At 52.9% G+C, this 22,172-nt stretch carries 22 protein-coding genes; 11 read left to right on the top strand and 11 right to left on the bottom strand.

Annotation, left to right across the window (positions count from 1 at the left end; translation table 11 throughout):
* Positions 1-14: 14 nt before the first annotated feature.
* Positions 15-2,072 carry a beta-galactosidase gene (locus RDN66_RS14125; RefSeq protein ID WP_202216317.1) on the top strand — a complete coding sequence of 686 codons (2,058 nt, stop codon included), beginning with the start codon at positions 15-17 and terminating at the stop codon, positions 2,070-2,072.
* A gap of 72 nt (positions 2,073-2,144) precedes the next feature.
* Positions 2,145-2,459, top strand: coding sequence for a glucose PTS transporter subunit EIIB (locus RDN66_RS14120; RefSeq protein WP_202218155.1), 315 nt, complete (start codon positions 2,145-2,147; stop codon positions 2,457-2,459).
* Positions 2,460-2,697: 238 nt separating this feature from the next.
* On the opposite strand, the gene RDN66_RS14115 is transcribed toward RDN66_RS14120, so the two are convergent.
* Positions 2,698-3,963, bottom strand: coding sequence for a maltoporin (locus tag RDN66_RS14115; protein WP_202216316.1), 1,266 nt, complete (start codon positions 3,961-3,963; stop codon positions 2,698-2,700).
* Positions 3,964-4,232: 269 nt separating this feature from the next.
* On the opposite strand from RDN66_RS14115, the gene RDN66_RS14110 reads away from it, so the two are divergent.
* The 3 genes from RDN66_RS14110 to ykgO all read left to right on the top strand — a co-directional run bounded on the left by RDN66_RS14110 (position 4,233) and on the right by ykgO (position 5,830).
* Positions 4,233-5,306 (top strand): LacI family DNA-binding transcriptional regulator, encoded by a 1,074-nt coding sequence (locus RDN66_RS14110; protein WP_308537935.1) that lies wholly within the window; start codon positions 4,233-4,235, stop codon positions 5,304-5,306.
* Positions 5,307-5,426: 120 nt separating this feature from the next.
* The gene (locus tag RDN66_RS14105; protein ID WP_035891863.1) at positions 5,427-5,690 is read left to right on the top strand and encodes a type B 50S ribosomal protein L31; all 264 of its coding nucleotides are present in this window, start codon (positions 5,427-5,429) and stop codon (positions 5,688-5,690) included.
* Positions 5,690-5,830, top strand: coding sequence for a type B 50S ribosomal protein L36 (gene ykgO, locus RDN66_RS14100; protein WP_003859006.1), 141 nt, complete (start codon positions 5,690-5,692; stop codon positions 5,828-5,830). Before RDN66_RS14105 ends, ykgO begins: the two co-directional genes overlap by 1 nt.
* On the opposite strand, the gene RDN66_RS14095 is transcribed toward ykgO, so the two are convergent.
* Positions 5,827-6,537: a GNAT family N-acetyltransferase gene (locus RDN66_RS14095; RefSeq protein ID WP_202216314.1), complete on the bottom strand. Its 711-nt coding sequence runs from the start codon at positions 6,535-6,537 to the stop codon at positions 5,827-5,829. The two genes, ykgO and RDN66_RS14095, sit on opposite strands and share 4 nt — an antisense overlap.
* A gap of 104 nt (positions 6,538-6,641) precedes the next feature.
* On the opposite strand from RDN66_RS14095, the gene RDN66_RS14090 reads away from it, so the two are divergent.
* A complete protein-coding gene (locus RDN66_RS14090) occupies positions 6,642-8,093 on the top strand; it encodes a PLP-dependent aminotransferase family protein (protein WP_202216313.1) in 1,452 nt (483 codons plus the stop codon).
* Here the strand turns inward: RDN66_RS14090 and RDN66_RS14085 are convergent.
* The 6 genes from RDN66_RS14085 to acrA all read right to left on the bottom strand — a co-directional run bounded on the left by RDN66_RS14085 (position 8,068) and on the right by acrA (position 14,839).
* Positions 8,068-8,538 carry a YlaC family protein gene (locus tag RDN66_RS14085; protein WP_202216312.1) on the bottom strand — a complete coding sequence of 157 codons (471 nt, stop codon included), beginning with the start codon at positions 8,536-8,538 and terminating at the stop codon, positions 8,068-8,070. The two genes, RDN66_RS14090 and RDN66_RS14085, sit on opposite strands and share 26 nt — an antisense overlap.
* A 105-nt stretch (positions 8,539-8,643) precedes the next feature.
* Positions 8,644-9,198, bottom strand: coding sequence for a maltose O-acetyltransferase (gene maa, locus RDN66_RS14080; protein WP_202216311.1), 555 nt, complete (start codon positions 9,196-9,198; stop codon positions 8,644-8,646).
* Between the two features lie 138 nt (positions 9,199-9,336).
* A complete protein-coding gene (locus RDN66_RS14075; protein WP_035891858.1) occupies positions 9,337-9,555 on the bottom strand; it encodes an HHA domain-containing protein in 219 nt (72 codons plus the stop codon).
* Positions 9,556-9,580: 25 nt separating this feature from the next.
* Positions 9,581-9,955: an Hha toxicity modulator TomB gene (gene tomB / locus RDN66_RS14070; protein WP_202216310.1), complete on the bottom strand. Its 375-nt coding sequence runs from the start codon at positions 9,953-9,955 to the stop codon at positions 9,581-9,583.
* A 518-nt stretch (positions 9,956-10,473) separates the two neighbouring features.
* On the bottom strand, positions 10,474-13,620 hold the full coding sequence (gene acrB, locus RDN66_RS14065; RefSeq protein ID WP_202216309.1) for a multidrug efflux RND transporter permease subunit AcrB: 3,147 nt from the start codon (positions 13,618-13,620) through the stop codon (positions 10,474-10,476).
* Between the two features lie 22 nt (positions 13,621-13,642).
* Positions 13,643-14,839: a multidrug efflux RND transporter periplasmic adaptor subunit AcrA gene (gene acrA / locus RDN66_RS14060; RefSeq protein WP_123650031.1), complete on the bottom strand. Its 1,197-nt coding sequence runs from the start codon at positions 14,837-14,839 to the stop codon at positions 13,643-13,645.
* A gap of 142 nt (positions 14,840-14,981) precedes the next feature.
* Here acrA and acrR point away from each other — a divergent pair, with 142 nt between their 5' ends.
* Positions 14,982-15,650, top strand: coding sequence for a multidrug efflux transporter transcriptional repressor AcrR (acrR, locus tag RDN66_RS14055; protein ID WP_308537934.1), 669 nt, complete (start codon positions 14,982-14,984; stop codon positions 15,648-15,650).
* Between the two features lie 102 nt (positions 15,651-15,752).
* Positions 15,753-19,103, top strand: coding sequence for a mechanosensitive channel MscK (gene mscK, locus RDN66_RS14050; protein WP_308537933.1), 3,351 nt, complete (start codon positions 15,753-15,755; stop codon positions 19,101-19,103).
* A gap of 31 nt (positions 19,104-19,134) precedes the next feature.
* On the opposite strand, the gene RDN66_RS14045 is transcribed toward mscK, so the two are convergent.
* The 3 genes from RDN66_RS14045 to priC form a co-directional block, all read right to left on the bottom strand.
* A complete protein-coding gene (locus RDN66_RS14045) occupies positions 19,135-20,070 on the bottom strand; it encodes an Rpn family recombination-promoting nuclease/putative transposase (protein WP_308537932.1) in 936 nt (311 codons plus the stop codon).
* Positions 20,071-20,152: 82 nt separating this feature from the next.
* Positions 20,153-20,311 carry a pleiotropic regulatory protein RsmS gene (rsmS, locus tag RDN66_RS14040; protein ID WP_123650033.1) on the bottom strand — a complete coding sequence of 53 codons (159 nt, stop codon included), beginning with the start codon at positions 20,309-20,311 and terminating at the stop codon, positions 20,153-20,155.
* A gap of 12 nt (positions 20,312-20,323) precedes the next feature.
* Entirely contained in the window at positions 20,324-20,851 is a 528-nt protein-coding gene (priC, locus tag RDN66_RS14035) for a primosomal replication protein N'' (RefSeq protein ID WP_202216305.1), read from the bottom strand.
* 67 nt (positions 20,852-20,918) lie between these two features.
* Between priC and RDN66_RS14030 the strand changes: the two genes are divergently transcribed.
* The 3 genes from RDN66_RS14030 to RDN66_RS24315 all read left to right on the top strand — a co-directional run.
* Positions 20,919-21,296, top strand: a complete 378-nt coding sequence (locus RDN66_RS14030; protein WP_202216304.1) for a DUF454 family protein — start codon at positions 20,919-20,921, stop codon at positions 21,294-21,296.
* 149 nt (positions 21,297-21,445) lie between these two features.
* Positions 21,446-21,997 carry an adenine phosphoribosyltransferase gene (apt, locus tag RDN66_RS14025; protein ID WP_035891847.1) on the top strand — a complete coding sequence of 184 codons (552 nt, stop codon included), beginning with the start codon at positions 21,446-21,448 and terminating at the stop codon, positions 21,995-21,997.
* A 92-nt stretch (positions 21,998-22,089) separates the two neighbouring features.
* Positions 22,090-22,172, top strand: an 83-nt coding sequence (locus tag RDN66_RS24315; protein ID WP_250394232.1) for a hypothetical protein, incomplete at its 3' end; no start/stop codon positions are given.

Here is a 22,172-nt window from a genome sequence, read left to right as displayed (position 1 = left end):
TTCAGGATTTTATTATGCAAAAATTTCCGCCTTTGAGCCCGAAGGTTAATGCGCTATTGCATGGCGCAGATTATAACCCGGAGCAGTGGGAGAATTATCCCGGTATTATCGACCAGGATATTATGATGATGAAGCAGGCAAACTGTAATGTCATGTCGGTGGGGATATTTAGCTGGGCCAAACTTGAGCCGCAAGAGGGCGTATTTGATTTCGCCTGGCTGGATAATGTTATTGATAAACTCTATGCCGCCGGGATACACGTCTTTTTAGCCACGCCAAGCGGCGCGCGCCCGGCATGGATGTCAAAAGCCTACCCAGAAGTGCTGCGCGTGGGGCGCGATCGCGTTCCGGCGCTGCACGGCGGTCGTCATAATCACTGTATGACCTCGCCGGTTTACCGTGAAAAAACGCTGAAAATTAACACGCTGCTGGCGGAACGCTATTCCCAGCATCCGGCGGTGCTGGGCTGGCATATTTCCAATGAATACGGCGGTGAGTGCCACTGCCCGCGCTGTCAGGTGAAGTTCCGCGATTGGCTGAAGGCGCGGTACGAGACGCTCGATAATCTGAACCACGCCTGGTGGAGCACTTTCTGGAGCCATACCTATACCGACTGGGAGCAGATTGAGTCGCCGTCGCCGCAGGGCGAAGTGTCTATTCATGGCCTGAACCTCGACTGGCGACGTTTTAATACTGCGCAGGTGACGGAATTTTGTCATCATGAAATTGCGCCATTGAAGGCGGCGAACCCGGATCTGCCGGTAACCACCAACTTTATGGAGTATTTCTACGATTACGATTATTCGCAGCTCGCCGAGCCGCTGGATTTTATCTCCTGGGATAGCTATCCGATGTGGCATCGCGATAAAGACGAGACCACGCTCGCCTGCTATACCGCGATGTACCACGACATGATGCGTACGCTGAAGGGCGGCAAACCGTTCGTGCTGATGGAGTCCACGCCGAGCGTGACCAACTGGCAGCCGACTAGCAAGCTGAAAAAACCGGGTATGCACATCCTCTCTTCGCTACAGGCTGTAGCCCATGGCGCGGATTCAGTGCAGTATTTCCAGTGGCGTAAGAGCCGTGGTTCGGTGGAGAAATTCCACGGCGCGATTATCGACCACGTCGGCCATCTTGATACCCGCGTTGGCCGCGAAGTCACTCAGCTTGGCAATATCTTAAGCCAGCTACCGGACGTGGTCGGCTGTCGCACCGATGCGAAGGTCGCCATCATCTTTGACCAGCAGAACCGTTGGGCGATGGACGACGCGCAGGGGCCACGCAACAAAGGTATGGAGTATGAACAGACGGTGAACGAACACTATCGTCCGTTCTGGGAGCAAGGGGTTGCCGTAGACGTGATTGACGCCGACGGCGATCTCAGCGCCTATCAGCTGGTGATTGCGCCAATGCTGTATATGGTGCGCGACGGTTTTGCTGAGCGAGCCGAAGCCTTTGTTGCTAACGGCGGTCATCTGGTCACTACCTACTGGACGGGGATCGTCAATGAAAGCGACCTTTGCCATCTTGGCGGTTTCCCTGGCCCGCTGCGCAAACTGCTAGGTATTTGGGCAGAAGAGATCGATTGCCTGGACGACGGCGAACGTAATCAGGTTCAGGGGCTGGCGGGGAACATGGTTGGCCTACAGGGGCCGTACCAGGTACGCCACCTGTGCGAGTTGATTCATCCTGAAACGGCGCAGACGCTGGCAGCGTATCGCGATGATTTTTATGCGGGTCGCCCGGCCGTGACCGTCAATAGCGTCGGTAAGGGCAAGGCGTGGCATATTGCTTCGCGTAACGATCTGGCGTTCCAGCGTGATTTCTTCGCCTCGTTGATGGATGAACTGGCGCTGCCTCGAGCGGTTGCAAGCAGCTTCCCGCCGGGCGTGGTGGCAACCGCGCGTACCGATGGCGAAAGTACCTTTGTCTTTGTGCAGAACTTTACCGCGCAGACGCAGACGGTCACCTTGCCTGATGGCTATGAGCACGCCGCTACCGGCGCTGATGCCAGCGGTCAACAGGTACTGCAACCCTGGGACTGTCGTATCGTTCGCCGTACAGCATAATCCGCCGCAATCCCAAGCCTGCTCATCCGAGCAGGCTTTTTTACCTCTGTAGATAATCAAGGAGCGTCGATGATGGTCAGCCTTAAATCCTTCCTGCACTACTTCTCCCAGCCTAAACCGTCGGTGCCATTAAGCGCCAATGAGCAACAGCAAATTCAGCGTCTGATTAGCGCGTTTGGCGGTCAGAATAATATTGAAAATGTTGATGCCTGTATTACGCGACTGCGCGTCACGGTCAAAGATCTGTCCGTCGTAGATTCTCAGGCGTTGCAGAATGAAGGTGCGCTGGGGGTTATTATTCTGGGGCAGCAGGTTCACGCTATATTTGGCAAGCAATCTGATGCATTGCGTCAGTTATTAGATGAACACTTTGCTGGCAATAAATAAATCGTTTTATATTGTTTGTTGAGACAACCGGCGTGCCGGCCTACAAATGATGGTATTAAGACCCTGATTTAATATCGGGGTTTTTTATTATCTGTACGATAAAAAAAAGGATAACCTAATAATAGCGTTATCCCCAAGGCCAGATGATAGAAACAATAATGGAGTGGCAAATATAAAATTGGCGCAAATAAAAAAAGATAGAATTAGGGCAAAACAATGACTCAGTCAGGTTAACGCATTACCACCAGGCTTCCACCTGGACGCCGAAGTTCCAGGTATCGCTGGCGGTGCCGTCGTTAAAGGCATTGCCCTGCTCGGAATCATTCAGGTAAGAGGCAAAGACGCGCAGTTCCGGACGAGACATAAAGTCAGGGCCATCTGCCAGGCCTAACGCGATAGTGTATTTCTCACCGCTCTGCTTATAGTGGCTGCCGTTGGTGTAGGAGTCTTTCTGGTAGAAGCCACCCACTTCGCCGATTAAACGCACATATTCGGTGAACTGATATTGTGCGCGGCCAACCAGCGAGACCAGACGCGATTTATCGGTGTACTCGGTGGTGTTATCCGCCGAACCGTAGGTCAGCACGTGGTTGAGAGAGAACTTGTCGGTAATTGGAATCAGACCGGTGTTGATAACACGGTAGCCGGTGGCATCGTTGACGTAGTTCCACATGTCGTACCAACCACCGCCCTGAGAGACCATGTTCTGTGCCAGACCTTTGTTGGCATACTGCAGCACCAGCTTGTTATAGCCGCCAAACATATCCTGGCTAATTTCGCCGGTCAGCATCACGCCGTTATCGGCATCATACAGGCCGCCATAATCTTTCTGTTTGTCGGTTGGGTTCGGCATGGCGTAGTCGATACCGAATTCGGTCCAGGCGCCGCTCCACGGTTTCCAGCCCGCATAGCGAAGGTCAATGTAGTTGATGTTGACGTCGTTATCGCCGTCAACGCGATAGTCGACATCGTTGGCATCGCCGCGGATCCAGGCCAGTGACACTGCGCCTGGGCCAACGGTGTAGTTTTCGATCCCGGCACCGGAGCCGGAAATATTCCAGTATTTGGTATCGATGATGTGCAGGTCGTGGCGCTGGTAATAGCGTTTCCCGCCCCAGATAACCGCATTCGGATCGCCCGGGACAAGCCCTTTAATCTGCAGGTTTAACTGACGCAAACCAAACTGCGCGTCATCGCCAAAGGTAGTTTCGTTATCGTTTGAACCGTCGGAGACCATGCTGACCATTGAGTCCAGATAGAAACTGACATCGTTTTTCTTATACACCTCAGAGCCTAATTCAAGCTCACCATAGGTGTCGGCTTCGTTTCCCAGACGGCCGAGTTTGTTCTTTTGCCATTCTTGCATTCCGCCATCGCTAGAAACCCCTACGCCGGAGCGGAGGTAGCCATGGAAATCAATAGGAACTGACGTTGCCGCCAGCAGAGAAGATGAAGTCAGCGCAGTAGCCAATGCAATTGAAAGCGTGCGTAGGGTTGTTTTCATTATTATCCTCGTTTTGTTTTGTAGTACGTTCACATAACGTGTGTAATAAAATGCCTAAATGTAAAAACTGGCAAACATTTGATCGCTGATGTGTGATTAACTGCAAATAAATTAGCCATTTTTGGTTCGATGTGTAAGACGCTTCTTATTGTATGGCTATGTGAGCGTATGTCTTTTTTATGTTATCGTATGCCATAAATCAGGTCGGTAGACGTTTTTTGGGATGACCCCTGTTACAATCTAGCGATAACAACATAAGGAACCGGACGATGAAGTCTAAAAGCGCAACTTTGGAAGACGTTGCTCGCCATGCGGGTGTCTCCTACCAGACTGTGTCCAGGGTACTCAATAAATCTGCCAATGTATCCGAAGCCACACGCCACAAGGTGGAGAAATCCATCGAGGTACTCCGCTATGTCCCAAACCGACTTGCCCAGCAGCTGGTGGGCAAGACCAGTCATACCATTGGACTGGTGACCACTTCACTGGCGCTGCATGCGCCTTCTCAGGTTGCGGCAGCGGTGAAACGCTACGCAAATGTGGAGGGGTATCAGGTACTGATTTCGATGATTGATGAGAGCGTCAATCATAGTATTCAGGATTCGATCAACGAACTGAAATCACAGCTGGTGAGTAAAGTGATTATCAACGTGCCATTAGAGACCGAAATGGCGCAGAAAATCGCAGATGATAACGATGATATCGTCTGTCTTTTCCTCGACGTTGATCCCTACAGTTCGGTGTATAACGTTTCGTTCAACCCGGCAGATGGCACGCGTGCTAGCGTGAAATATCTGTATGAGTCGGGTCATCGGGAGATGGCGATTCTGGCCGGGCCGGTGAGTTCTGTCTCTGCTAACCTGCGCTTGAGAAGCTGGCTGGATACGCTCAACAGCTATGGCCTGAAGCCGGTGACCGTGCTGCACGGTAACTGGGATGCGCAAAGCGGCTACGCCTGCGCGCTGCAAATGCTGCGCGAAACCCCGGATTTCTCGGCGGTGCTGGTGGGGAACGATCAAATGGCGTTAGGGGTGCTGAGCGCATTTCATCAGCATCAGGTGGCGATCCCCGGCGAAAAGTCGGTGATTGGTTACGATGACACCTATGAAAGCTCGTTTTTCTATCCGGCGCTGACCACCGTGTCGCTTGACCTCGACCTGCAAGGCAAAGAGGCGGTACGCCGTATTCTTGAAAGCGACGATAACGCTTCGTCACGGACTTCATCCATCCTCCCGGCCCGCCTTGTCGTGCGTCACTCTACCGGTGCGAAGGTGGAGCAGGGCAAAGATATGCAGGCGATTGCCGAGCAGCTGCGCGCCATCGCGCATCAGCTCAGCCGCTAACCTCTCTTGCCGAAGTGCGGTCTGCACTTCGGCTATCCCCATTTAAAATGTAGGGTTGCAAAGCGCTTTTTGACGGCGTATCGTAATTGTTATGTTATAACATATGATATCGAGGGCCAGATGAAAGCCAATATCCATCCTCATTACCGCACCGTGGTGTTTCATGACACCAGCGCCAACGAGTACTTCAAAGTGGGCTCGACCATTAAAACCGACCGGGAAATTGAGCTGGAAGGTGTGACATATCCGTATGTCACGATTGATGTGTCGTCCAAATCGCACCCGTACTACACCGGGAAGCAGAGAACGGCCTCCACCGAGGGCAGCGTAGCGCGCTTCAGCCAACGTTTTGGTCGCTTTATTGATGTGAAACGAGGTTCATAATGCAGGTACTTAACTCATTGCGCAGCGCCAAACAGCGCCACCCGGATTGCCAGATCGTGAAACGCAAAGGGCGACTGTACGTTATCTGCAAGTCAAACCCTCGCTTTAAGGCCGTTCAGGGGCGCAAGAAGCGCCGTTAAGCGGACAACTCTCGCAGTGACTCCAGGGAGTGGAGTTGCTTGCCGTCGGCACTAAAATTGTCGGCGGCAAGCCATTTCTGAAATGCTCCATTCAAGGCTGGCCACTCGCCGTCGATAATCGAAAACCAGTCGGTATCGCGGTTATGGCCTTTAATCACCAGCGCCTGCCGAAAATGACCTTCAAACTGAAATCCTAAACGCAGTGCGGCCTTGCGGGAAGGTTCATTCAGACTGTTGCACTTCCATTCGTAGCGACGATAGCCCAGCGTTTCAAAGGCGTAGCGCATAAGCAACCACTGCGCTTCCGTAGAGGCGGGGGTTCTGCTTAACAGCGGTGAGAAGTGGACGTGGCCGACTTCCATGACCCCATGATTCGGGTCGATGCGCATCAGCGCCAGCGAGCCCACGGGTTGATTCGTTCGTTGGTCTATCACCGCAAAGTGCAGTGGATCCTGTAGCGCTTCGACGCTGGCGACCCACTGACGATACTCTTCAACCGAACTTTCTGGCTCGCGCAGCAACCACGTCCAGTTGCGGGTATCGGTTGCCTGCCGGTGCGCGGTAAACAGGGCATCGGCGTGCTGAAGGCTTAGCGGCTCAAGGCGGCAGTATTGCCCTTTCAGAACCACCCGCTCAGGATGTGGACGTGGCTGCCAATCCGGCAGGGCATCGCCGATTAACTGACCAAATTGATTCAGCTGACTCATAACCTCTCCTTAGGGAAAATAAACAATACGCTGAGCGTAGGGGTTTACTGGTTCCGTAAAAAGTGCCACCAAGTTATATTTTTATGGTACCACGAGGAGCTGAGATGAATATTCCCGACGATCCCTTTTTTACCCTGCTATCCCGCTCGCTTCAGATGCGCGGCAAAGAGACACTTCAACGTAGCCTGTATGCCGCGTTGCGAGAGGCCATTATGCAAGGACAGCTACAGGCGCAGAGCTGGCTTCCCGGGTCGCGGGTTATCGCTGAACGGCTGCAGATTTCTCGCAATACGGTGAACGCTGCTTTGGAACAGTTGGCGATGGAAGGGTATCTTCGCCGGGACCGCCAGGGTTCTCGAGTGGCGTCTTTACCGCAGTCAGTGAGTATTGATGGTGCCGTGCTGGAACGGGTAACGCTGCCATCACGCTTACAGCGACTACCGCAGATTTCGCCGCGCGATACGCCACCGCTGCTGTTCACGCCGGGAACGCCAGCCATTAACTATTTTCCATTACCGCTCTGGAGGCGGTTGCTCGACCGCGTCCTGCGTGAAGAGGGGAGTTCACTGCTGGGCTATGGTGATGCGGCAGGCGAGTGGCCGCTACGGGTCGCGATAGCCCGACATCTTGCGTTATCGCGCGGGATTGATTGCGACGCTCGGCAAATCGTCATCACCGAAGGGGCGCTGGAAGGGGTAAATCTGTGTACGCATTTGCTGAGTGAGCCAGGCCAGACTGCCTGGGTCGAGGACCCGGGTTATTTTGGCGCTAAAAGCGCCTTTCTGGCCGCAGGGCTTCAGGTAGAAGCCGTTTCGGTCGACGGTGAAGGGATGCAAATCCCGCCGGACTTAACGCCGCCGACGATGATTTTTACCTCACCTTCGCATCAGTATCCTACCGGCAGCGTACTCAGTGCCACGAGACGACTGGCGCTGCTGGACTATGCTCGTCAGCAGGGGGCCTGGATAGTCGAAGATGACTATGACAGTGAGTTTCGCTTTAGCGGCGAACCGATACCAGCGATGCGAGGTATGGTGGATAACGCCCCTGTGGTCTACCTGGGGACCTTCAGCAAGACGCTGTTTCCATCGTTACGCATTGGGTTTATGGTGCTGCCGTCGATGCTGGTTGAAGCCGCTCAGCCAGCTATACGTGCGCTATTACGCGGCGGACACCGTGCCGAGCAACAGGCGTTGGCCTGCTTTATTGAAGAGGGTCACTATGCTCGCCATCTGGCGGCAATGCGGCGACTTTACCGTAAGAGACAGGCGCAGTTACAGGAAGCGCTGGAGCAGGAACTGACCGTTCCCCATCAGTTGATGGCAGGAGAAGGGGGGCTGCATATGACGGTGGTGATTGAAGGGATTGATGACGTGGAGCTGGTGCGGCAAGCGCGTTTACACCAGATGGCACCCAGCGCGCTCAGTACGTTCTATCTTGACCGCCAGAAGGCGAAATCAGGACTGGTGCTGGGTTATGGTAATACGTCCGCATCGCAGTTTACGACGGCGGTACGGACGTTACAGCGTCTTATTGCGCCGCTTCGGCGCGAGTAAGGGTAAACACATCGTAAAACGACAGTTCGCCCTTGGTTGAAACCATTTTTTGCAGCTGGGCCTTGGCCTGGACATCCACGCGGGCAGAGTTCAGGATCCGCTCGATGAGCTGTTTTGGCACAAAGCGGGTGTTGTACCACTCGCCGTTGTAGCAGACGCGGAAATCGAGCACATCGATATCTTCATAGCGGTAGCGCGGATAAACATCGAAAAAGAAGAAGCCGTTCAGCAGCGCAAACAGCAGCCAGAGTAGCCAGACCGTATCAGCCAGGGTCTCAGAACGCATCATGACCACCAACGTGGCAAAGAACGCGGCGTACATGGCGATAAAGAGGCCGGGATGGTTACGGATAAAGCTGATGCTAAAGCGCGGTCGATTATCGCGCTTTTCAGTGGCGTTCAGTTCATCAATGGTTTGCGTGAGTAATCGCTGGATCTCTGACATCTTTTGCTCGGCAACGAGGGGCGGAATAGCCTATTGTATGTTGCGTCAATCAATACGAAAAGTAACAGATCGGTTGCAAAAAAGCATAACAGTCAGCGTCTGTTATCAGGCCAACATTTTGATGATTTTTGCAGGGTTGCCGCCAACAACGGCGTTTGCTGGAACATCTTTCACCACGACTGCGCCAGAAGCAATAACCACGTTATCACCAATGGTGACGCCAGGGTTAATGACCGCTCGCCCGCCAATCCATACGTTGTGACCAATAGTGACCGGTTTTCCGTACTCTATTACGCTGTTACGTTCTGTGGCATCAAGCGGATGGGTGGCGGTGTAGATATGCACGCCCGGGGCCAGCATGCAGTTGTCGCCGATATGAATAGGGCAGACATCAAGCATTACGCAGTCAAAATTAGCGTAGAAGTTGGCACCAAGATGAATATTGTAGCCGTAGTCGCAGCGGAATGTCGGTTCAATATAGGCATCGTGTGTTGTGCCCAATAGTTCGGCCAATAGCGCGTGACGTTCGGCTTTTTCATCCGGTTCGGTGTGGTTATACCGATGAATAAGTTGCCTGGCGCGCATTCGGTCTGCTTTAAGCGTATCGTCAGCCGGGCGATAAACATCACCGGCAATCATTTTGCGTTTTTCTTCACTCATGGGGCCTCCCTGTACTGGAAGCCATCACCATAGAAGGCGAATGATGTTTTGGGAACGTTCCCTTTTTATCGTTGTGACCACAATCACAGATATTGTTCAGATCGGAAAAAGTGGGTACGTGCCTGTAATGAATAAAGATTAACGGATGAACTTCCAGACGGTCGAAGGAATTTTGTCGTACAATTTATTCATGGTTAACTCGGCCAGACGATGATCGGCTGCTGAGTAAAATACCGCCAGTTCGTTATCGGACAATTCATATTTATTTTTTTCAATGACACGCTCCAGCGTATCAATTGACTGACAGCGTCTTAGGCGCATCAAATAATCAGTTTTAGTTAATGGTTTATCAGACATAATTCACCTAATGATTGTAATAATTTTAACAAGAGAGGCTAACAGGGTTAGCTCGGCTAGCGTTGACGAAACAGCGGAAAAGTTTGTTCCCTGACTTACGCCATTTTTGCAGGTCGCTGCTATTAATGCCGTAGTTACTGAACAACATAAAAGTATCATCCAGATATTCGTCGATCTGTGCAATCAATTTATTATCGTCGTCGTACTTAATTTTATAATTAAGTGCAAACGTTGCAATATGTTCAATCAGCTCATTAAGCTGCAGGTTAACCGCCGAGGTAGGGTCATTCACCCAGCCATGGTTGCTCTCTTCAAGCGTGACAAGACAGTCATGATACAGGGTTTCACAAAGAAACTTAAGCTGTGCGATATCGTGTCTTTTTGGTGAGTATTCGTCCATAACGCATCCCCTTATCGCAGTTCAAACAACGAGTAAAAAATACCGGTGCGGGATGGGTACTACTGAGTAACCTGAAACATGCACGTGTTCCTGATCTGCTGTAACTATAATCTACTCCGCGAAAGATTTCACCGAGCTATTACGAAAAATTACAATTAAGTCTCAAATGGTTAGTCTGTTTATAAACGACACCCATCCAGAAAGGCGTTAATGCCTTACCTTCTCATACTTTAGTTTGATAAAGAGAGCATTCAAAGAGTTAGACCACGACAACGTCGTTTCGTGCGTTTAATGGTCATAGGAATATTCTTAATTTGCTTCTGTTTTGGGCTTTTTTTGGGATTATTCGAAATTACTTAAAGATAAATCTCAATTAAATCGGAAATGTGAGGGTATTTAAATTTCGGTTGATAAAAGGTATCAATTGTTTTTGTGGTGATTAAAAAATAAACACCACGCAAAAGTGAATGGCGGGAATAAAAAAGGGCCGCAATTGCGGCCCTTTCGATAGCATAGCTTTAGTGATGCTCTACCTTATGGCTGTGCTCGACGTCTTCGCTTTTACGACTGAAACGACGACGTACAACCACGAAGAACACCGGTACGAAGAAGATGGCCAGAACGGTTGCTGTCACCATCCCGCCCATTACGCCGGTACCAACGGCGTTCTGTGCACCGGAGCCTGCACCAGAGCTGATAACCAGCGGCATAACGCCGAGGATAAACGCCAGTGAGGTCATCAGGATTGGACGCAGACGCATACGTACCGCCTCTAGCGTCGCTTCAATCAGCCCTTTGCCTTCTTTGTCCATCAGGTCTTTGGCGAATTCAACGATTAATATCGCGTTCTTCGCCGACAGGCCAATGGTGGTCAACAGGCCCACCTGGAAGTAAACGTCGTTCGTTAACCCGCGAAGTGTAGCGGCCAACAGCGCACCAACAACCCCCAGTGGAACCACCAGCATAACCGAGAACGGAATAGACCAGCTCTCGTACAGCGCTGCCAGACACAGGAAGACGACAATCAGCGAGATAGCGTACAGGGCAGGGGCCTGGTTACCGGACAGACGTTCCTGGTAGGACATACCCGTCCAGTCGTAGCCGATACCCGCAGGCAGTTTGCCCGCCAGTTCTTCCATCATGTTCATGGCTTCACCGGTACTCTTACCTTCCGCTGCCTGACCCAGGATTTCCATGGATGGCAGACCGTTGTAACGTTCCAGACGCGGTGAACCGTATTCCCAACGTGAGGTGGAGAATGCGGAGAACGGCACCATCTGACCATCACTACCGCGAACGTACCATTTGCCGATATCTTCCGGCAGCATACGGTATTTCGCTTCGGACATCAGGTACACCTTCTTCACACGACCGCGGTCAATGAAGTCGTTGACGTAGCTACCGCCCCAGGCCGTGCCGAGGGTGGTATTGATGTCGCTGATGGAAACACCTAACGCCTGAGCTTTTTCCTGGTCGATATCAATTTTGAACTGCGGCGTATCTTCCAGGCCGTTAGGACGCACGCCGGTCAGCACGTCAGGGTGCTGGGCAATCATCCCGAACAGCTGGTTACGCGCCTGGGTCAGTTTTTCATGTCCCAGACCTGCCTGGTCGATCAGCTGGAAGTCGAAGCCGGTAGCGGTACCCAGTTCTACGATAGCTGGCAGGTTAAAGGCGAACACCATCGCATCTTTAATCGTCGAGAAATAGCCCATCGCACGACCGGTAATCGCTTCAACTTTGTTTTCAGCGCCCGGACGTTCACTCCAGTCTTTCAACGACACGAAGGCGATACCGGTGTTCTGGCCGCGACCCGCGAAGCCGAAGCCGTTTACGGCAAAGACGGATTCAACGTTGTCCTTCTCTTTGGTGAGATAGTAGTTGGTCATCTCATCCAGCACTTTCTGCGTACGTTCCTGGGTCGCACCGGCAGGCAGCTGCGCCATGCTCAGGAATACGCCCTGGTCTTCGTCCGGTAAGAAGGAGCTTGGCAGACGCACGAACAGGTACGCCATACCGACAACGATGATCAGATACAGCAGCAGATAACGACCGGTGCTGCGTAGAATGTTGCCTACGCTATCGGTGTAATGGTGCGTGCTCTTCTCGAACATGTTGTTGAACCAGCCGAAGAAGCCTTTAGTGGTGCCGTGGCTGCCTTTGGCAATTGGTTTCAGCATGGTGGCACACAGTGCCGGCGTCAGGATCAACGCTACCAGTACCGACAGCGCCATCGCGGAAACGATGGTGATGGAGAACTGGCGATAAATTGCCCCGGTAGAACCACCGAAGAAGGCCATCGGGATAAATACCGCTGACAGCACCATCGCGATACCGACCAGTGCGCCCTGAATCTGGCCCATGGACTTACGCGTGGCTTCTTTCGGCGGTAGCCCTTCTTCGGCCATGACACGCTCAACGTTCTCGACCACCACGATGGCGTCATCCACCAGAAGCCCGATGGCGAGCACCATCCCGAACATCGTTAGGGTGTTTATCGAGAAGCCAAACGCGGCAAGCACCGCAAAGGTCCCGAGCAGTACCACCGGCACCGCGATAGTTGGAATCAACGTCGCGCGGAAGTTCTGCAGGAACAGGTACATCACCAGGAACACCAGGATGATCGCTTCGACCAGCGTTTTCACCACTTCGTGAATCGAGATCTTAACGAACGGCGTAGTGTCATATGGGTAAACGATTTTCAGCCCTGACGGGAAGAACGGCTCCATTTTCGCCAGTTCAGCGCGAATAGCATTCGCGGTGTCCAGGGCGTTTGCGCCGGTTGCCAGTTTAATACCCAGACCGGAAGCCGGCTGACCGTTAAACTTCGCCACCACGTCATAGCTTTCGCCGCCGAGCTCAATTTTCGCCACGTCGCGCAGGCGAACCTGCGAACCGTCCTGGTTAACCTTCAGCAGAATGTTGCCAAACTCTTCGGTATTCGTCAGACGGGTTTGTGCCACGATAGAGGCGTTCAGCTGCTGGCCAGGTACAGGCGGCGTACCACCTAACTGACCTGCTGCAACCTGGGCGTTCTGCGCTTTCAGCGCAGCGATAACATCCACCGGCGTCAACTGGAAGTTGTTCAGTTTGTTCGGGTCCATCCAGATACGCATAGCGTACTGGGAACCGAACAGCTGAACGTCGCCCACGCCGCTAGTACGGCTGATGGCGTCCTTCATGTTGGCCGCAACGTAGTCCGAAATATCGTCCTGGTTCATGGTGCCGTTGGTGTTGATAACACCAACAACCATCAGGAAGCTGCTGGAGGCTTTCTCAACGCTGATACCCTGCTGCTGAACTTCCTGCGGCAGAAGCGGCGTCGCCAGAGCGAGCTTGTTCTGTACCTGAACCTGTGCGATATCCGGATCGGTACCGGATTCGAAGGTCAGGGTAATGGTTGCGGTACCGGTGGAGTCGCCGTTGGAGGACATGTACATCAGGTGATCGATACCGTTCATGTTCTGTTCGATAACCTGAGTTACTGTGTTCTGCACCGTTTCGGCGTCAGCACCGGGGTACATGGCCGTGATCGAAATCGCAGGCGGCGCAATCGTCGGATATTGCGCTACCGGCAATTTGAGGATCGATAGCCCCCCAGCCAGCATGATAATAATGGCGATCACCCACGCAAATATCGGGCGATCGATAAAGAAATTAGGCATGTCTTAACGGCTCCTGTTTAAGTTAAGACTTGGTTTGTTCTGACTGAGCGGCGCCAGCGGCAGCTTGCTGTTTATCGTCAGAAGTGACTTCCTGGGCTTTAACCTGCACGCCCGGTTTCACTTTTTGCAGACCGCTGATAATCACGCGATCGCCGTCTTTCAAACCATCCGTAACCAGCCACTTGTCGCCAATCGCCTGACTTGCAACGATCTGACGAACTTCAACTTTATCGCCTTCACCCACAACCATGGCGCTCGCATCGCCACGCGGCGTACGGGTCACACCCTGCTGAGGAACCAGCAGCGCGGTTGGGTTGGTCCCTTCTTCCAGACGTGCGCGAACAAACATGCCCGGCAGCAGCGTATGGTCAGGGTTCGGGAAGATAGCGCGCAGCGTGATAGAACCGGTGGTCTGGTCAACGGTGACATCAGAGAATTCTAACGTCCCGCTCTGCGGATACTTGATGCCGTCGTTGGTTACCAGGTCCACTTTCGCTTTACCGTTTTCCTGTTTCAGTTTGCCGTCTGCCAGCTCCTGCTTCAGGCGCAGGAAATCATTGCTGGACTGGGTCACATCCACATAGATAGGGTCGAGCTGTTGAACGGTAGCCAGTGCGGTTGTTTGACCGTTTTGTACCAGCGCCCCTTCGGTGACCGCAGATTTACCAATGCGTCCGCTGATAGGTGAGGTCACTTTGGTATAAGCCAGGTTGATTCGCGCGGTTTCGACGGCAGCTTTGGCGGCCAGAACGGCGGCGTTAGCCTGCTGTGCATCCGCAACGGCGGTATCGTAATCCTGACGGCTAATGTACTGAGTACCCAGCAGTTTGGAGTAACGATTCACCGTCAGTTTGGCGATATTGGCAGCCGCTTCCGCTTTCGCTAAGTCACCTTTCGCGCTTTCGTAGGTGGCTTGATAGGTTGCCGGATCAATCTGATAGAGCGACTCGCCCGCCTTGATGTCGCCACCTTCGATAAAGTTGCGCTTCAGAATAATCCCGCTGACCTGCGGGCGAACTTCTGCGACACGATAGGCGTTGGTGCGGCCTGGCAGTTCCGTCGTGATTACAAGAGGTTCAGATTTGAGCGTCACTACGCCAACTTCTGGCGCGTGTTGACCTCCTTGCTGAGCTGGTTTGTCGTCACATCCTGTTAGCGCTAAGCTGCCTGAGAGCATCAGAACGACCGCCAGAGGCGTTAACCCTCTGTTTTTGTTCATATGTAAACCTCGAGTGTCCGATTTCAAATTGATCAATGGAACAAGCGTCCACAAACCCATTGCTGCGTTTGTATTATCGTCATACTATGGTACATACATTCATAAATGTATGTAAATCTAACCCCTGTAAATTCACCGACCTATGGCACGAAAAACCAAAGAAGAGGCGCTGGCTACGCGTCAGCACATACTGGATGTCGCCCTACGGTTGTTCTCACAGCAGGGGGTATCATCCACCTCACTCGCCGAGATTGCAAAAGCGGCTGGGGTGACGCGCGGCGCAATTTACTGGCATTTTAAGGATAAGTCGGATCTCTTTAATGAAATCTGGGCGTTATCAGAGTCCAGCATAGGCGATCTTGAAATTGAGTATCGGGCAAAATTCCCCGGTGATCCACTCTCAGTTTTGAGAGAAATCCTCGTTTACATTCTAGTTGCCACAGTTATCGAAGAGCGCCGACGATTGATGATGGAAATTATTTTCCACAAATGTGAGTTTGTCGGTGAAATGGCTGCAGTGCAACAGGCTCAGCGTAATTTATGTTTGGAAAGTTACGATAGAATTGAACAGACGTTAAATGACTGTGTCACGGCGAAAGTTTTACCGGCAAATTTGTTAAGCCGCCGGGCGGCAATCTTAACCCGCAGCTATATCTCCGGGCTAATGGAAAACTGGCTGTTCGCGCCGAACTCTTTCGACCTGCGGGCCGAGGCGGAGTCCTACGTGGCTATTCTGCTTGAAATGTACCAATTTTGCCCAACGCTACGCGGTGAAAAAAACCTCCCTTCTTCTGAGGATTACCAGGAATAATCCTGGTTTCCCTGGCTATTCGCCTGTTGCCAGAAGTGCTATTCTGCGCAGGTATTTATCTCCGGCGTACCGCCGGCTTTAGCCACCACACATGTTAAGATTATGCTGCATAACATCCGCCCTCGGGCCACGATCTCTGCATTTCTCATTATTGCTGTCTGTTTTGTGCTGTCTATCGCCGCGGTACAAGCCCGCGCGCTGAACGGCACCGATATTCCTGACCGTACTGACGTTCAGGATCAGCTTAGCGCGCTGAACAATAAAAAAGACCTGACGCCTCAGGAGAAGTTAGTTCAGCAGGATCTGACAGAAACGCTGCAGCTACTTGATAAAATCGACAGCGTTAAGGCTGAAAGCACTCAGCTACAAAAACAGATTGAACAGGCGCCCATTAAGCTGCGCCAGGCTACCGACAATCTGAATGACATCAGCGATGTTGATAACGATGATGAGACGCGTAAAACGCTGAGCACCCTGTCACTGCGCCAGCTTGAAGCCCGCGTGTCGCAGGCGGTAGATGATTTACAGAATGCGCAAAACGACCTGGCCACCTATAACAGCCAGCTCGTCTCCCTGCAAACCCAACCTGAACGCGTGCAGAACGCGATGAACTCTGCCTCGCAGCAGTTGCTACAGGTGCGTAACAGCCTGAATAGCAGCACCGTCGGCGACGGTCTGCGTCCTACCCAGCAGACCATGTTGCAGGTGCAAAAAACGCTGCTTGACGCTGAGATTGAGCTTCAGCGTAAGAGCCTGGCTGGTAACACGGTATTGCAGGACTCTTTGCAGAAGCAGCGCGACTACGTGACCGCCTACAGCACCCGGCTTGAGCATCAGCTTCAGCTGTTGCAGGAAGCGGTCAACAGTAAGCGCCTGATGCTGTCGGAAAAAACCGCCGCCGAGAATGCCTCTCCGGAAGAGACCGCTCGTATTCAGGGTAACCCGCTGGTGAAGCAGGAGCTCGAAATCAACCATCAGTTGAGCCAGAAACTGATTACCGCAACGGAAAGCGGTAACCAATTGGTGCAACAGAATATCAGGGTGAAAACCTGGCTTGACCGCGCATTGCAGTCTGAGCGTAACGTCAAAGAGCAGATTGCAGTGCTCAAGGGCAGCTTGCTGCTGTCGCGTATTCTCTATCAGCAGCAGCAGACGCTACCGTCCGCGGATGAGCTGGAGGATATGACCACCCGCATCGCCGACCTGCGCCTCGAGCAGTTCGAGATTAACCAGCAGCGCGATACCCTGTTCCAGAGCGATGATTTTGTCGCCAAGCTGGAAGAGGGGCACAGCAGTGAAGTCGATAACGAAGTGCACGATGCGCTGCTGCAAATCGTCGACGCGCGCCGCGAAATGCTGGACCTGATTAACAAGCAGCTGGGTAACCAGCTGATGATGGCTATCAACCTGCAGATTAATCAGCAGCAGTTGATGAGCGTCTCTAAAAGCCTGAAATCGATTCTGACCCAACAAATCTTCTGGGTGAACAGCAACAAGCCGATGGACTGGGATTGGATTAAATCCTTCCCTGAAGCGCTGAAAAGTCAGTTCAAGTCGATGAAAATCACCGTGAACTGGGAGAAAGCGTGGCCGGCTGTGTTTGTCGCCTTCCTCGCCGGGCTTCCGCTGCTGCTGATTGCCGGGTTGATTCGCTGGCGACTTCAGTGGTTGCGTAATTACCAGGATAAGCTCGGCGATCAGGTTGGCAATCTGCGTAACGACAGCCAGCTGCATACGCCGAAGGCTATTCTCATCGACCTCATCCGTGCGCTCCCGGTGGTACTGATCATTCTGGCGATTGGCCTGATTCTGTTGACCATGCAGCTTAACATCAGCGCACTGCTGTGGGCGTTCAGTAAAAAACTGGCCATCTTCTGGCTGGTCTTTGGACTGTGCTGGAAAGTGCTGGAGAAAAACGGCGTGGCCGTGCGCCACTTTAATATGCCGGAACAGCTGACCAGCCATTGGCGTCGCCAGATCGTGCGTATTAGCCTCACACTGCTGCCGCTACACTTCTGGTCTGTAGTATCTGAGCTCTCTCCTCTGAATCTGATGGATGATGTGCTGGGACAGTTCGTTATTCTGCTTAATTTGTTGGTTATCGCGGTGCTGATGTGGCCGATGTGCCGTGAAAGCTGGCGAGATAAAGAGTCCCACAGCTTACGCCTGCTCACGGTGACGGTGTTGTCGCTGGTGCCGCTCGGTCTGATGGTACTGACCGCAACGGGGTATTTCTACACCACGCTGCGCCTCTCTGGTCGCTGGATTGAAACCGTTTATCTGGTTATTTTCTGGAACCTGCTTTATCAGACGGTGCTGCGCGGCCTGAGCGTGGCGGCGCGCCGTATTGCCTATCGTCGTGCGGTTGCGCGTCGCCAGAATCTGGTGAAAGAGGGGGCTGAAGGCGCTGAACCGCAGGAAGAACCGACGATTGCACTGGAGCAAATCAACCAGCAAACGCTGCGCATCACTATGCTGGTGATGGTGGCGCTATTTGGCGTGATGTTCTGGGCTATCTGGTCTGACTTAATCACCGTGTTCAGCTACCTCGATAGCATTACGCTCTGGCACTACAACGGCACCGAAGCGGGCGCCAGCGTGGTGAAAGATGTCACCATGGGCAGCCTGCTGTTTGCCATTATTGCCTCGATGGTGGCCTGGGCACTGATTCGCAACTTACCGGGTCTGCTGGAAGTGCTGGTGCTTTCACGGCTGAACATGCGTCAGGGGGCTTCGTACGCGATTACCACGATTCTGAACTACGCGATTATCGCCGTTGGCGCGATGACCGTGTTTGGTTCACTCGGCGTGTCGTGGGATAAATTGCAGTGGCTCGCCGCTGCGCTGTCGGTAGGTCTGGGTTTTGGCTTACAGGAAATCTTCGGGAACTTCGTTTCCGGCCTGATTATTCTGTTTGAACGCCCGGTGCGTATTGGCGACACGGTCACCATTGGCACCTTCTCGGGGACGGTAAGTAAGATTCGTATCCGTGCTACCACGATTACCGACTTTGACCGCAAAGAGGTGATTATCCCGAACAAAGCGTTTGTGACCGAGCGCCTCATCAACTGGTCGCTGAGCGATACCACGACGCGCGTTGTGATACGCCTTGGCGTAGCCTACGGCTCCGACCTCGATAAGGTGAAAAAAGTGCTGCTGCAAGCGGCGACCAGCCACCCGAAAGTGATGCATGACCCGGAACCGTCGGTCTTCTTTACCACGTTTGGTGCCAGCACGCTGGATCACGAACTGCGCCTGTACGTGCGCGAGCTGCGTGACCGTAGCTATACCGTCGATGAGCTGAACCGCACTATCGATCGTCTGTGCCGCGAAAACGACATCAACATCGCCTTCAACCAGCTCGAAGTGCATCTGCACAATGAGAAAGGGGATGTGGTGACGGAAGTGAAGCGTGACGGTAAAACCGATGGCCAGGGTTTGGTTGCGGATTAAGACTGAAAAGGGCGGCGAAAGCCGCCCTTATTTATTCTGCTTTTGCCGCCAGGTCGTCTTCGCTTAACCCAGTAAGCTGCTGAACTAATGTTGCAGCCAGCCCGGCGTTTAGCATATTCAGTGCAATCTTTTGCGCTTCATCACGACGGCCTAGCGCTTCTCCTTGCTCTATTCCTTGTTCGATTCCCTGAACAATGCCTTTCTTTCGTCCCTCTTCGGCCAACCATTCGGCGATGGTCATCAGCTGCTCCTTATGCTGTGGTGAATATTGCGCTAATGTGCAGAGTAACGCTTCCGGATGAGATGTACTACCTGCTTGTAGCATATAGGTGAGCAGCGCCTCGAGCTGTGACGGCGTGAGCCAATTCTCTATCAGCAAAGCTCCCAGCTGTTCTTGTAAAGAAGCCAGGTCGCGCTGACGAATATGCTTAAACAACAGCTCCAGCATGGCCATGCGCTGGTGAGCCATGATCTCGCTATCGGGCATTACGGTGATATCAACGAGAGGAAAGTCCTCTGTGTATAGACGGTGTGCCAGCGCGGCGTTGTCAAATAATTCAAGCCAGTTCATACGGTATGGCCAGGGGCTGACACTGCCGTGATAAAACAGCATCGGGATGACCAACGGCAGCGTGCTGTGGCCCGCGTCGAGATGCTGCTGTATGGCAGAGAGCGTATAGCGCATCAGGCGAAAGGGCATCAGTTTATCCGGTGTGCTTTGGTGCTCAATCAGCACATAGATATAGCCGGGCCCATCGCGGGTTTGCAATGAGTAGAGAATATCGGAATAGCTGGCGCGCATATTTTCTTCGACAAAGCTCCCAGAGGCCAACTGCAGCGTTTCAAGTTTGCACTGCGCCAGCAGTTCACCTGGAAGGTGAGCCTGTAAGAAATCCCTCGCTATCGCTTTGTGGCGTAAAAACTGCTTAAAAATCGCGTCGTGTGGCGTTGCCGAATAGATATTCATGATGTTCCGTCATCGAGTTTCCTGGGCGAGGAGAAGAATGTGCCACAGGCGATGGCGGTGATGCCGCCGATGATTTTACGTTTTACGCGTCATCTTCCACGTTTTTTAACTTGTTGATGTAATCTTTGCGCACCATCTCCAGCGCGCTCAGCACTACTTCCGGCGCAATTTCATTGCTCTCCAGCAGCTCAATCAGATCCACTGCCAGTTTGACATCATCCGGGGCGCTTTCCAGCGACATAGTTTCTCCTTGTCAGCGCGTCATGCGCGCCAGTATGCGTTCAATATCTTCCAGCGCCTGACGGCAGCGACTGAGACGGCCATCAAAGGCGGTAATTTCACGGGCCAGACGCTGCTGGTCGTCAAGCGTCGTCGCCTGCTGATACTGTTGCTGGCGCTGCTGCTTCATTTCCAGCAGTCGACGTTCAAAATCCTGCGTTTCCAGCCGCTTACGCTGCCAGCGACGTAGCCCGGGCGAGGGACTATCCCAGACGCGCAGCGACCAGGCCTCGCTCTCACGGCTGATAGCCTCAATCTGTGCCGCCAGCCGCTCAGCAAGCCAGGCTACCTGCGGCAATTGCTGCTGTTCAACGGCGTGCTTAAGCTCTTCGAGATGAGCATGGGCTTCATCGAGATAGGCCTGCATTTTCGTACTACGCGTCTGGAAAAGCTGGCGGTCAAAGCGCGCGCTCAGCGTGGCATGCGCGGCAAGCGGTGCGATACGCGCCTGAAGCCGGGCAAGCTGTTGTTCCAGCGTTTGTAAAAGCTGCGCCGTTTTCACCGGATTCTCCCCTTGATGGTTATCGGCTATGCTAGAGTAGCAGACTCATTTGATAACGATTCGCATTATGCAGCGTACTATTTTAATCATTATTGGCTGGTTGGCGGTAGTCCTTGGCACCATTGGCGTGGTATTGCCGCTGCTGCCGACGACGCCGTTTATTCTGCTCGCCGCCTGGTGCTTTGCGCGTTCTTCGCCGCGCTTTCATCATTGGCTGCTGTATCGTTCCTGGTTTGGCGGCTATTTACGCCACTGGCAGCGCTATAAAGCCATGCCGCCAGGCGCTAAACTACGGGCGATTATGGTGATTTTACTGACCTTTGGCGTTTCGCTGTGGCTGGTCAACATGCTGTGGGTACGACTGCTGTTGCTGGCGATTCTTTGTGGCTTGTTGGTTTTCCTCTGGCGCATTCCGGTGGTTGATGCAGAACAACAAAACGGGTGAACCGCATTTATGGTGTTGCAATTCTACGAATGAGCCAGTAAATTCTGGCGTTTTCGAGCACAGGCGCGCCCGGTTAAAAGTTAACCAATTGTGATTTTTAGCCCGTTTTGCTCGCCTTGAGTAACACTGTTTCAATTAGGCACAAACCTATGACCGCAACTGCACAGCAGCTTGAATATCTGAAGAACAGCATCCAGAGCATCCAGGACTATCCAAAACCTGGCATTCTTTTCCGCGATGTCACCAGCTTACTGGAAGACCCGAAAGCCTACGCGCTCAGCATTGAACTGCTGGTCGAGAAGTACAAAGACGCCGGTATCACCAAAGTCGTGGGTACCGAAGCGCGTGGTTTCCTGTTTGGCGCGCCGGTCGCGCTGGCCATGGGCGTAGGTTTTGTCCCGGTGCGTAAACCGCGCAAGCTGCCGCGTGAAACGATCGCCGAAAGCTACGAGCTGGAGTACGGCACCGATCAGCTTGAGATCCACGTTGATGCGATCAAAGCTGGCGATAAAGTACTGGTGGTCGACGATCTGCTGGCAACCGGTGGGACTATTGAAGCGACGGTTAAACTGATCCGTCGTCTGGGTGGCGAAGTGCACGATGCGGCCTTCATCATCAACCTGTTCGATCTGGGCGGCGAGCAGCGTCTGGAAAAACAGGGCATCACCAGCTACAGCCTGGTGAATTTCCCGGGTCACTAAGCATTTCCCGATACATAGCCTCGCCTGCCCGGCGGGGCTGTGATAGCATTACTCCCTCGTGAATCCACCTTCCAGCGTTTCAGAGCCTGCCAATGAGTTATCAGGTCTTAGCCCGAAAATGGCGCCCACAAACCTTTGCTGACGTCGTCGGCCAGGAACATGTGCTGACCGCACT

The organism is uncultured Kluyvera sp. (assembly GCF_902485085.1).
In the GTDB taxonomy this organism is placed as follows: Bacteria; Pseudomonadota; Gammaproteobacteria; order Enterobacterales; family Enterobacteriaceae; genus Kluyvera; species Kluyvera ascorbata.
Note: the sequence above shows the minus strand (reverse complement) of the source record. Positions and strands in the feature narration are given on the sequence as shown.